The sequence below is a fragment of the bacterium genome (genome assembly GCA_019912885.1).
Taxonomy (GTDB): domain Bacteria; phylum Lernaellota; class Lernaellaia; order JACKCT01; family JACKCT01; genus JAIOHV01.
This window is the reverse complement of sequence record JAIOHV010000006.1, coordinates 1-12287: the sequence shown is the minus strand read 5'-3', so window position 1 is coordinate 12287 and position 12287 is coordinate 1. Positions and strand designations below refer to the sequence as shown.

9 protein-coding genes and 1 other RNA gene are annotated in these 12287 nt (G+C 65.1%); 5 read left to right on the top strand and 5 right to left on the bottom strand.

What is annotated here, in order from left to right; genetic code table 11:
* The first annotated feature begins 3 nt into the window (after positions 1 to 3).
* From K8I61_00325 to K8I61_00310, 4 genes are all read left to right on the top strand, one after another.
* Complete coding sequence (locus K8I61_00325) at positions 4 to 747, top strand: TVP38/TMEM64 family protein (GenBank protein MBZ0270450.1); 744 nt, start codon at positions 4 to 6, stop codon at positions 745 to 747.
* Between the two features lie 23 nt (positions 748 to 770).
* The gene (locus K8I61_00320; GenBank protein ID MBZ0270449.1) at positions 771 to 2294 is read left to right on the top strand and encodes a mercuric reductase; all 1524 of its coding nucleotides are present in this window, start codon (positions 771 to 773) and stop codon (positions 2292 to 2294) included.
* Between the two features lie 33 nt (positions 2295 to 2327).
* The gene (locus K8I61_00315) at positions 2328 to 3629 is read left to right on the top strand and encodes an FAD-binding protein (protein MBZ0270448.1); all 1302 of its coding nucleotides are present in this window, start codon (positions 2328 to 2330) and stop codon (positions 3627 to 3629) included.
* Positions 3630 to 3749: 120 nt separating this feature from the next.
* On the top strand, positions 3750 to 5201 hold the full coding sequence (locus K8I61_00310; protein ID MBZ0270447.1) for an amidase: 1452 nt from the start codon (positions 3750 to 3752) through the stop codon (positions 5199 to 5201).
* Here the strand turns inward: K8I61_00310 and K8I61_00305 are convergent.
* The 5 genes from K8I61_00305 to K8I61_00285 all read right to left on the bottom strand — a co-directional run bounded on the left by K8I61_00305 (position 5198) and on the right by K8I61_00285 (position 10201).
* Complete coding sequence (locus K8I61_00305) at positions 5198 to 5626, bottom strand: hypothetical protein (protein MBZ0270446.1); 429 nt, start codon at positions 5624 to 5626, stop codon at positions 5198 to 5200. The genes K8I61_00310 and K8I61_00305 overlap by 4 nt on opposite strands.
* A gap of 415 nt (positions 5627 to 6041) precedes the next feature.
* Positions 6042 to 7610: a ribonuclease Y gene (gene rny, locus K8I61_00300; protein ID MBZ0270445.1), complete on the bottom strand. Its 1569-nt coding sequence runs from the start codon at positions 7608 to 7610 to the stop codon at positions 6042 to 6044.
* A gap of 331 nt (positions 7611 to 7941) precedes the next feature.
* Positions 7942 to 8131: non-coding RNA, 6S RNA (gene ssrS, locus K8I61_00295), on the bottom strand.
* Between the two features lie 33 nt (positions 8132 to 8164).
* Positions 8165 to 8446, bottom strand: a complete 282-nt coding sequence (locus K8I61_00290) for a cell division protein ZapA (protein MBZ0270444.1) — start codon at positions 8444 to 8446, stop codon at positions 8165 to 8167.
* Positions 8447 to 8512: 66 nt separating this feature from the next.
* Positions 8513 to 10201: a hypothetical protein gene (locus K8I61_00285; GenBank protein MBZ0270443.1), complete on the bottom strand. Its 1689-nt coding sequence runs from the start codon at positions 10199 to 10201 to the stop codon at positions 8513 to 8515.
* Positions 10202 to 10277: 76 nt separating this feature from the next.
* Between K8I61_00285 and K8I61_00280 the strand changes: the two genes are divergently transcribed.
* Positions 10278 to 12287 (top strand): hypothetical protein (locus K8I61_00280; GenBank protein ID MBZ0270442.1); only part of this gene is annotated, 2010 nt, incomplete at its 3' end.

Here is a 12287-nt window from a genome sequence, read left to right as displayed (position 1 = left end):
GGCATGATCGACACCATGAACCCCAACGCACCGCCGTCCGCGCGCAAGGCGTCCGCTTGGCGCCCGATCGCGCTCATGGCCGCGGTGATAGCCGTGCTCGTCCTTTCGTACGTCTTTGATATCGGCGCGCAGCTCGGCAGGCTGCGCGGCTTCATCGACGCGCTCGGCTGGCTTGGCCCAGTCGTGTTCGTACTGATCTACGCCGTCGCAACCGTCGCGGCGATCCCCGGCTCGGCGCTGACCATCGCGGCGGGCGGGCTGTTCGGCTCCGTCGTCGGCGTCGCGAGTGTCATTGTCGGCGCAACGCTCGGCGCGTGCCTGGCGTTTCTTGTCGCGCGCTACTTCGCGCGGGACGCCATCGCCGCCTGGCTCGGCAAGAACGAGAAATTCAGGAAGCTTGATCGCCTCACCGAAACGCACGGCGCGATCATCGTCGCGCTGACAAGGCTCGTGCCTGTCTTCCCGTTCAACCTGCTCAACTACGGATTCGGCCTGACGCGCGTTACGTTTTTGACTTACGCGCTCTGGTCGTTTGTATGCATGATTCCGGGCACGGTGCTGTACGTCGTCGGCGCGGACGCGGTCACGAGGGGCCTTGAACAGGGCAAAATTCCCTGGGCGCTCGTCGCGGTATTCGGTGCGGCCATCGGCGTGCTCGTCCTCATCGTCCGCGCGGCGAAAAAGAAGTTGCAGGAGAAGGAAAAAGCGGCCGGCGTGTCGATCGAGGCCGATGGAGACGACGCATGACGCAAACCACCACCATGGCCGTAATGTCCGGGTCGCCCGCGTTTCCGATCGAGCCGCGCGACGAGCAGAACGAACGTCTCATCGCGAACGTCCGCCCGCTCGACTGGATCAATCCGACACCGGCGCCGAAATACAACCTTGTCGTCATCGGCGCCGGCGCGGCCGGACTCGTCACCGCGATCGGGGCGGCGGGGCTCGGCGCAAAGGTCGCGCTCATCGAAAAGCACCTCCTGGGAGGAGACTGCCTGAACGTCGGGTGCGTTCCGAGCAAGACGATCATCCGAAGTTCGCGCGCCGCCAGGGACATTCGCGACGCCGCGAGTTTTGGCGTATCCGCCGGCGATCCGCGAATCGATTTCGCGCGCGTCATGGAGCGCGTGCGCCGTGTTCGCGCGGATATCAGCAAGGTTGACGCCGCCGCGCGCTACCGCGACCTCGGCGTGGACGTTTTCATCGGGACCGCGCGTTTCAGCGCGCCCGACGCGATCGACGTCGATGGCCGTACACTGCGCTTTTCGCGCGCCGTCATCGCGGCGGGCGCGCGCCCCGCAACGCCGCCGATCCCGGGCCTGGCCGAGGCCGGCTTCCTGACCAACGAGACCGTCTTCAACATTACGCGCCTGCCGCGCCGGCTCGCGGTGCTCGGCGGCGGGCCGATCGGATGCGAACTGGCCCAGGCTTTCCGGCGCCTGGGGTCCGAGGTGACGATCGTCGAGGCGATGGATCAATTTCTGTTGCGCGAGGACCCGGACGCGGCGCGCCTTCTGCTTTCGCGTTTTCAGGCGGAAGGCATCGACGTGCGCCTCGGCACGAAACTGTCGCGCGTTGCCTCCGACGGCGACGGAAAAGCGCTCACGCTCGATCGCGGCGGCGTCGAATCGATTCTGAACGTCGATGAGATTCTTGTCGGCGTCGGCCGCAAGCCGAATGTCGATACGATGAATCTCGAGGCCGCGCGCGTCGCGTACGATCCGCGAACGGGCGTGAAGGTCGACGACGCGCTGCGCACATCGAACAAACGCATCTTCGCCGCAGGCGATATCTGCATGGAGCAGAAATTCACGCACGCCGCCGATGCCGCCGCACGCATCGTCATCCAGAACGCGCTGTTTTTCGGGAGCAAAAAACTCTCCGCGCTGCAAATCCCCCGATGCACCTACACCGATCCGGAAATCGCCGCGATCGGCCTGACCGAGTCGATGGCTGCCGAGCGCGGCATCGCGATCGACACCTATCGCCACGACCTCGCCGAGAACGACCGCGCGATGGCCGAGGGCGAGACGGACGGCTTCGTGAAAGTGCGCGTGAAAAAGGGTACGGACGAGATCGTCGGCGCCACCATCGTCGCGCGCCACGCGGGCGAGATGATCGGCGAAATCACGACCGCGATGGTGCACGGCATCGGCCTTGGCGGCCTCGCGAGCGTTATCCACCCCTACCCCACGCAGGCCGAGGCCATCAAGCGCGCGGCGGATGCCTACAATCGCACGCGTTTCACGCCGTCCGTGGCGAAATGGTTCAGGCGCTTTCTCGCGTGGCGGCGGTAGACGGCAGGCGCGATCGAAACATAGTGTAGGTTCGTGGATCCCGTCTGGACGAACTGGCCGCGCAACGTCGTCAATCGCCCGCGCGCGTTTCACCGCCCGCGCACGCAATCCGAAATCCGCGACATCGTGCGGCGCGCCGCGGCCTCTCAAGCCCACGTGCGCGTCGTTGGCGGCGGGCACTCCTGGTCGGAGGCGACGCGCTGCGACGGCGAACTTATCACCCTGGACCGCCACCAGCGGCTGCTTTTCGTCGATCGTGACGCGGGGCGATTCACCGTTGAGGGCGGCCTGCGTCTTGCGCAACTCAACGCGATGCTCGCCGCGCACGGCGTGGCGCTCGCGAACCTCGGTTCCATCGACGTGCAGAGCGTTGCCGGGCTTATCTCCACGGCGACGCACGGTTCCGGCATCGGCTTCGGCACGCTCTCCGACCTCGTGCGCGGCCTGACGATCGTCACCGGCGACGGTGAGATCGTGCGCATCGATGAGAGCGACGGAGAATTGCTGCACGCGGCCGCCTGCTCGCTTGGCCTTTTCGGCGTGGTGTCCGAAGTGACAATGGAGTGCGTGCCCGCGTTCAATGTCCATTGCGTCGAGGAAATGCTGACCGTTGACGAGGTGCTCGCGAATCTCGACGCCTACGTGCGCGATAACGAACATTTCAAATTCTGGTGCCTGCCACACACGGACTACGCCCTGGTCTTCCGGCAAAACCGCACGGACGAAAAACCGCGTGGCCATCGGGTCAACCGCCTGATTCACCGCGAATTGGTGCGCAACTACATCGTCGACCTTGGCTTGGCCGCCTGCGCGCCGAAGCCGCGCCGCGTGCGCGCCTTTCACAGGCTGCTGGCCGCCGTTTCGCCGAAAACAATCGAATACGTCGATCGCAGCGACCGCGTATTCAACTTCCGGGTACGCACCCGCCATTGGGAATCCGAATACGCCGTGCCGATCGAACACGCGCGCGAGGCGATCCTCGCAAGGCAGGCGTGCGTCGATGAGCACGACCGCGACATCGGCTTCATCCTCGAGGTGCGTTTCGTGCGCGGTGACGCGCCGTGGCTCTCGCCGGCGCACGGCCGCGACAGTTGTTACCTCGGCGCATTCCAGCACCACGGCATGCCGTGGGACGATTTCTTCCACGATTTCGAGGCGCGTATGGGCGCATTCGACGGCCGGCCGCATTGGGGAAAGTGCCACACGAGGACCGCCGCCGATTTCGCGCGCCTGTACCCCCGCTGGAACGACTTTCTCGCCGTGCGCGAACGGTTTGATCCGCGGGGCACGTTCCTGAACGATCACCTGCGCCGGGTGATCGGCCGCGCCGTCTGACGCGGGTTTTTTCCGCGCCGGGGGCATTGCGCCCTTTTCCTGAATCGCCGTTCAGCGTAGATTCCGCTTTGTGTCGCGGCGCGTCATTTTGACGCCGCCAAACCCTCGGACGTGAATCCCATGAACGAATATCTGCTGAAATCCGGAACCGCGCTCGCGCGCCTGATCCGCGACGGGGCCGCCTCCTCGGAGGATATCGTCGAGACGCACATCCGGCGAGCGCAAAGCGTGAATCCGACGATCAATGCCATCATCCAGTTGCGATTCGACAAGGCCCGCGAGGAAGCCCGCGCCGCGGACGCGCGCATCCGCGAAAAAGGCACGGACGGCCTGCCGCCCTTTTTCGGCGTGCCCTGCTCCATCAAGGAAAATTTCGCGTTTGTCGGGTTTCCGCAGACATCCGGCCTCGTCGCCAGAAAAAACATGATCGCGACCAAAAACGCGACGTGCGTGTCGCGCCTGCTCGCCACGGGAGCGATCCCCATCGGCACGACGAACGTGCCGGAACTCTGCATGTGGATGGAGACGGAAAACCGCATCTACGGCCGTACAAACAATCCGTACGACCCCACGCGCATCGTCGGCGGCAGCTCCGGCGGCGAGGGCGCCCTGATCGGTTCGGGCTCCTCCCCCTTCGGACTCGGCGCGGACATTGGCGGATCGATCCGCCTGCCCGCGTTTTTCAACGGAGTCTTCGGCCACAAGGCGACCGGCACGATGATCCCCGCGACGGGGCAATACCCCATGGCGCACGGCCACGCGCTGCGCAGCCTCTCGACCGGCCCGATCGCCCGGCGCGCGGAGGATCTCTGGACGCTCGTCAAGGCGTTCGCCGGACCCGACGGCGAAGACCTTTCCTGCGTGCCGTGGGAAGTCGGCGATCCGCACGCCGTCGATGTGGCGAAGCTGCGCGTGCTGAACGTGCCCGACAACGGCCACACGCCCGTTTCGGACGATTTGCGCATCGCTCAGCGCGACGTGGCGACGCACTTGCGCTCGCTTGGCGCGGCGGTGGAAAAAACGCGCTTCAAGGACCTCGGCAAATCGTTCAACATCTGGGGCTCGACGCTCACCCTGGCGGGAGGCCCGTCGTTCGCGGAACTGTTGGGCAACGGCAAGGCCATGAACGCCTTCGCGGAGCTTCCGAGCTGGATCTTGCGGAAGTCGCCGCACACGCTGCCCACACTGATGCTCGCGGCGACGGAGTCGATCGAAAAAGCGTTCCCCGCGCGGATGAAGCGTTTCTTTGAACTTGGCCAGCGCCTGAAAGACGAGATCGCGGATGCACTCGGCGACGACGGGGTGATGCTTTTCCCGTCGTACAGCTCGCCCGCGCCGCTGCACTACCTTCCGCTCGTGGCGCCGTTCAACTTCGTATACACGGGGATCATCAACACGCTCGAACTCCCCGCGACGCAGGTGCCCCTCGGCCTGAACAAAAAAGGCGTGCCCACCGGCGTACAGGTCATCGCCAGGCACGGCAACGACCATCTGTGCGTCGCGGTGGCGATGGAACTGGAGCGCCGCTTCGGCGGCTGGACGCCGCCGCGGCAACTGGGGGAGTGGAACTAAAATCCGGGACGCTTCTCGTGGCGGTCGCCGCATACGGCTTCGAGCAATCTGTCTTCCGCGTTAAAGGCGAGGAAACACCGGCGTCCGGAATGTTCGCCGAGAAAACGCGGATACACCAGGCAATATTCCGCTGATTTCGACGAAAGCGCCCTTCCTGTGATCCGCCGCGCCGCGTCGATGCACGCACCCGCACCTTGAATCGTCGTGGCGGCTTCACCGAACTTTTCGGTGATGGCTACGCGAGTCTGGTTTATTCGGAAATCTTTTTGGCCAAGATGCGGTTGCGAAACTCCTCCATAAAGCGCGGATTCAATAATAAGTGCAGTGACGAAGGCGGCGGGCGGAGCCACGAAAATTACGACGAGCACTTTTAGCAATTTCTTCGAGGTTCCGTTCTTGGCATTCGTTTTCATTGGCACGTGCATATCAGTTCCATGAACACTGCGTCTTTGACGAGCGCAACGCATTGCATCGATACGATAGACGTGCGGTCTCTGTAAACGACGCATGCGTCAAAATCGGTGCGTGCAGATTCGCACCACGGACAATCCCTGCGTATTGAGCGGCGACAAATGTCGGCATTTCGAGAGATTGGAGTGCCTGTCACTGCAACGAGTTCGTCCGCCGACATTCCCAGCCATAGCGCCGCCGTCATGTGCCCGATCAAGGCGCGGTCCTCGATGTGGTAGGAAACGAGAAACATCGAAAAGAATATCGTCAATGCGACGTACCAAGTCGGCAAAAGGTGCCGACGAACAGCGCCAACGAAAAACGCGAACCCCATAGGCCCGCGCTTTCGAAAGTCAGAGCTGGTGCGTGGTTTTTCGACGGACGTTTCTCCTACCTCGCGTAATCCACCGCGCGGCTCTCGCGAATGACAACGACGCGGATCTGGCCGGGATAGACCATCTCCTCCTCGATCTTCTTCGCGATGTCCTTGGACAGCACCACGCTGTCGTCATCTGTGATCTTGTCGGATTCGACGATGACGCGGATCTCGCGGCCCGCCTGGATGGCGAACGTCTTCTCGACGCCGGTGAAGCTGCTGGCGATGCGCTCCAGGTCCGTGAGCCGCTTGATGTACGACTCAAACATCTCGCGCCGGGCGCCGGGACGCGCGCCGGAGAGCGCATCGGCCACCTGCGTGATGATATCGAGCGTCGATTCCATCTTGATGTCCTCGTGGTGCGCGCCGACGGCGTGGCATACGTCCGGATGCTCGTTGTACTTCTTGACGAGGTCCATGCCGATGAGCGCGTGCGAGCCCTCCACGTCGTGATCCACCGCCTTGCCGATGTCGTGCAGAAGGCCCGCGCGCTTGGCGAGCTTCTGGTTCACCCCAAGCTCCGCGGCCATGATACTCGCGATGAACGACACCTCGATGGCGTGGCTGAGCTGGTTTTGCGAATAGCTCGTGCGGAACTTCAGGCGCCCGAGCAGCTTGATGAGTTCCGGATGGATGCCGTGCACGCCGACGTCGAATGTCGCCTGCTCGCCCGCCTGCCAGATCTCTTTTTCAATATCCGACTCGCACTTGCGGACGACTTCCTCGATGCGGCCCGGATGGATGCGCCCGTCCTGGATGAGCGTTTGCAGCGACAATCGCGCCACCGCGCGGCGCACCGGATTGTGCGCCGACAGAATGACCGCCTCGGGCGTGTCGTCCACGATGAAATCGACGCCGGTCGCCGCCTCGAGCGCGCGGATGTTGCGCCCCTCGCGGCCGATGATGCGGCCCTTCATGTCCTCGCTCGGGAGATGCACCACCGAAACCGACGCCTCGTTGTTGTATTCGACCGCCAGGCGCTGCGTCGCGAGCGCGATGATCTTTTTGGCGCTCTTCTCCGAATTTTCGCGCGTTTCTTCCTCGATCTCGCGGATCGTCTTGGCCGCCTCGTGCTTGGCCTCCGAGAGCATGGTGTCGATGAGCTGCTTTTTCGCCTCACCGGCGGTGAAACCGCTGGCGCGCTCGACCTTCGACATCCACTCGTCCACGAGCGCCTGGTATTTCTTTTCCTGCTGCACCAGCGCGCGCTCGCGGACGATCAGCGTGCGTTCGCGCTGCCCGACCTCGACCTCTTTCTTGTCCACCGTCTCCGCCTTGCGGTCGGCGATCTCGCTTTTTTGGCGGACACGCTGTTCCTGATGCTTGAGGCGATCGCGGGATGCTTGCGCCTCGTTCTCGAAGGCCGATTTCAGACGAAGCTGCTCGTCCTTGAGACGCAGTTCAAAATCCTTGGTCAACGTTTTTTGACGCGACTCGGATTCCTTGCTGGTTTGTTCGGCCAGAAGCTCGAGTTCGCGAACGCGCCGCGCGCCGGCGGTTCGCGCGAGATAATATCCCGCCGCCCCGCCGCCGCCGAGCGCCACGACAATGGCGATCAGGGCGACAATGAAGCCACCGTTCATGGATGCCTCCTACGCAACGCGCGAAACGTCCCAGGCCGGCGCGGCGGTGTTATCCGCGCACGGCGACGATCCGCGCGACGCGACTCCAAATCAGGGCGAAATCAACAGGAAGTCCGGGCGCGTTGCGCCATGCGCGCAAAGGCGCCGCCGACAAAAGGCGGGACCGCGCACGGCCGCGTTATCGTGCCGCGAGGTGCGCGATCGTTATCTTTAGATCCGGCTTGCGCCGGATCGCTAGTCGGTTTCGGACTCCCGGTCACCCCTGAGGAATTTCGCCCCGAGGTTTTTATCTACCAGCGCGCGGCACCACCGCGCGCATTCGCATCGAAACATGCCCCCCGCGAAAACCGTGTCTGCCAGTATTTGAACCTGTTGTAAAACAACAACAGGCGGGCCTCGGTTTGCGGTCTCGGGCGTATCCGCTCTTGCGAGGGGACGTGCCGTCTGGCCGCAGGGAGCAAAGCCCCTTACGTCAGAGATGGCTCAAACACACCTGCAGATCACGAGAGCCGCAGGGGACACATCTTTTCTTGTCAAAACCGACGCGAAGCCCGTCAGAGCTTCGAGTCGATGTAGCTCAGCACCTCGTCGCAGTGCTCCTCGATCTGCGCGAACGCGGATCGCTGCCGCTCCCGCGTGGAGAGGCACTGGTCGGCGATGTCCAGCGCCGCCAGGATCGCGACGGTCACGTCGGACAACCCCGGCTGCCGCCGCTGAACGTCATCCAGGTGCTCGTTCACGAAGTCGACGACGCGACGCACGTATTCCGCGTCATCGCGGCCCGCCTTCAGCGGGATTTTTCTTCCAAAAACCGTGACTTCGAGAAAATCCGCCACCTGGGGCCTCCACCCGGCGCTGGTGCTTTGAACTCGCTTCCTTTGTGCCGAATGCGCAGGGGCTTGTCAATTGGCGTCGCTTTCGGCGGGATTTTCTTTTCCCGCCGCGACCTCGCCGGGCGGCACGTAATCCGGATGCTCGCGGCGCAGCGTCGCCAGGAACCCGCGCAGCGCGGCCTCGTCGCCGGACCGCCACGCGGCGCGCGCTCCGTACCAAAGGATATTCGGATCCCGGCGCGCCGCGTACGCCTCGCCGTAAGCAGCCACGGCATCCTCGTAACGCTCGTGCATCGAAAAGTGATTCGCCATCACCTGGCGGAGAATGCCGGGATCGGTTCGCGCAAGATGCGGCGCCATGAAGAGGTAGAACGTCGCAAAACCGACGGCCGCGCCCGCGAATCCCGCAAGCGCCCGCCGGGGCGCGCTTCGGTCGTGCGCGGCGATAAACAACCAGAGCGCGGCAACGAGCAGCATCGCGAGCAAAACCGCCGCGCCGACGGGCAGGCCCAGGATGTTTCCCGCGCCGACCCCCGCCTTCAACATCGGTCGCGCGAATTCGTGGAGCGGATTGGCGACGCGATCGGGCATTTGCGGTTCGACCATTGTCCCGAACGCCACGACGAGCCCCGAAATAAGCCCCGCCCCGCAAAACGCGCCGCGCCAGGCCGCGTTCGACTTCGAAACGAAATACGCCGCGCCGATGACGAGCGCGCCGATCGCCGGCACAAGGTGCCTCGGCCCAAGAGACGCGGCGCCGCCCGCCTCGAAATATCCCGAAAAAATAAGCGCATAGGCGAAAAATGACCCGCCGAGAAGCAGGGCATCCCGCGCGCTTTCGCGCCAAAGGCGGGCGATTCCGACAACGCCGAATATCAGCACCGGGCTGTAGAAGAACAATCCCTTCGCGGGCGACAGCAGGATCAGCGCGAGCCCGGACAGACTCGGTGCGCCGATGCCGAATAGTCCTCGCGAGGCGGCCGTTGCGTAGTATTCGGACGCGACATGCTCGTAGCTGACGCGCAGCGGATCGCCGAATACGGCGGCGTTGTAGAAGAGGATGATCGCGGCGGGCAGCGCCGCGCCAAGCGCGGCAAACAGCGCCACGCGCGCCGGCCGGCGTTCAAACGAGATCAGATATAGCCCCGCGATCGCGCCAAGAACCGCCGCGGGGTACTCCATCGCGATCGCGCCGCCGAACGAAATCCCCGCGAGGGCAAGCGTCGCCGCCGGGCGTTCGTCGCCTCGCCGATAAGCCAAAAGCGCGGCAAGTCCCGCCGCGACGGCAATGGCCGCAAGACCGTGCGCGTAGATCATCGCATGATACGGCCACGCAACGCTTCCGGCGGTTAAAAGGACGAACGCCGAGGAGCGCGCAAGCCTGTCGTCACCCGTCAGGGTCTTCAACCGACGGAAGACGTACAGGGCGCCCATCAGCACGATCGGTACGAATGCGACAAGGCGCGTCAGATGGCGCGCGGCATCGAAATCGCGCATCGCAAGGCGGACGAGCGCGTAGAATGGAACGAGCAGAAGGCTGACGCCCGGCGCCTTGTCGGAATAACTGGCGTCGCCGGCGACCGTGCGGTCCGCGGTCATGAGCGCGTACGGCCCAAGCTCCGCCGTGCCGTTCTCGACGAGGCGCACCGTCGTCGCAAACCGGCTCACGGCATTGCTGCCCGCGTATTTCGTGGCCGGCAACGCAAGCAAAATGACGACGAGCGCGAGGATGGCGCTTGGAGAGCGGTCGGTTCTCATCGGGCGCTCCGGCAAGTCCGGCTCTTCTAGCACACTCCGCTTGTTCGCGCGCGTTTCGTCGTGCCAAGATCGCGCCATGTCCTATTTCGCGGCGCACGCCGTCGCCGCCGCTCTCGCGACGGCGCCCGTCGTCTTCGTGGCGCTCCGCCTCACCGGGCCCGCGGCGCTCGCCTTTTCCGGCGCGGCGCGCGCGGCGGCCGCGATCCTCATCGCGTTCCTGTTGGTCAACCTGGCCGGCGGAGTCCTTGGCGCCGCGCACGCCTTATCGGCGTCGACCTACATCATCCTTCTCGCGTCGGCCGCCGTCGCCGTCGAGGCGATCGTCCGTCACCGCGCCGCGACCGACAACAGCGCCGCGACCGACAACAGCGCCGCGACCGTCAGGGAGCGGGTGGCCGCGACCGTCAGGGAGCGGGTGGCCGCGACCTGGTACTCCGGCACGCCCAACCGCCTCGAACTTGCTCTTGTCACGACGCTCGCGCTGCTGGCCATCAGCGCGCACGCGGGCCTTTTCGCGGCGCGCCTGTCGAACCCGACCGCGGAATACGACGAGCTCACCTACCACCTTCACTTTCCCGCGCAGTGGCTGGCGAGGGGCGCCATCGAACATATCGAGACGCCGTTTGGCGACGCCGCGCCGGCCTACGCGCCCGCGTCCGGCGAATTATGGTTCGCCTGGCTGATGGCGCCGTGGCGCGGCCCGGCGCCGGGCACGTCCTTCAAGCTCGCGGGGATCGACGCCCTGGCGCGCGCCGGGCAGTTGCCTTTTTTCGGGCTCGCGCTCGCCGCGCTAATCATGATCGCGCAAGGCGTCGGCGCGACCGGCCCGCGCGCCGCGCTGCCGGCGATTCTGTTCGCGATTTCGCCGTGGGCGTTGCGCCAGTCCGCGACGGCGGGCGTCGATCTGATGATGGGGGCGTTTTTGCTCGCCGCCCTTGCCTTCGCGATGGATTTCGCACGCATGCCGCGCCGCGCTTTGGCCGCGATGTCCGCAATCGCGCTAGGCGCGGCGCTGGCAACGAAATACGCCGCCATCGTTTACGCGCCGCTTGTCGTCGTCGCGGCGGTTGTCCAGGCCGGGCGCCGGATTCGCCGTGGCGATGCGCTCGCGTTCCTTGTCGCCGCCGTCGTCGTCGCGTCGCCCTGGTACGTACGCAATCTCATGGCGACCGGCAACCCGATTTTCCCCGCGCACGTGCGGTTTTTCGGCATCGACCTTTTCCCCGGGCTTTACACACGCGAAGCGATGCTCGCAAGCCCGTTTCACGTGCCGGACGCGGCGACCGCCGCCGGTGTGACGCTGCGCGCCTTCCATCCGTTGCTTGCCGCCGCGGCGGCCATGGGCATCGTGGCGGGCCTTCTCGAAGCCGCGCGCCGGCGCGATCGCGGGCTTGCCGTTATCGCGGGACTTGGCCCGATCGCCATCCTCTGGCATTACGCGCTTGTGCCTTATAGTTCGCAGGATCGATTCCTCGTCTTCGCGATCGCGTTGTGTTTCGCGCCGCTTGCGGCGCTGCCCGCAACACGCCGAGGCCAGGCCGTGTCGTCAGCAGCGATCGCGATTGCGTTCGCGGCCATCTTCGCGCCCCGATTCGATATGTCCGTGGGAAAAACGACGTTCGCGGCCATGCCGGTATTTCTCGCGTCCGGCGCGGGATGGGCGCTTCTTGCCGCTTTTGCCGCCGCCGTCGCGGCCGTCCTGGCGTCTTTTCGCGCTCGCTCGCTTATCGCCGTCGTGATTCTCGCGTTCGGCGCGTCGAGCGCCGCGGCGTTCGCGATTCGCGGACCGGCGCGCGGCCACTTCGTCGCGCCGACGTTCGCCGGCCTCGCCGATCTTCCCTGGCGCGGCTATGGCGCGTTATGGCGCGAGTCGCCGCGACAGGTCGCTTACGCCGGGCGCAACGCGCCATTCCATTTGGCCGGTCCCGGCGGCACGGCGCGCGTTTCGTATGTCAACGTCGACGGCAGCGACGGCGGCGGCAAAAGCGGCAAGAAGCGCCCATCCCGCGCCGGACGCGAGAAATACCGGCATGGCCGCGAACGTCGTTTTTCCCACGGACATATCGAATCGGGGCGCGAAGATGGC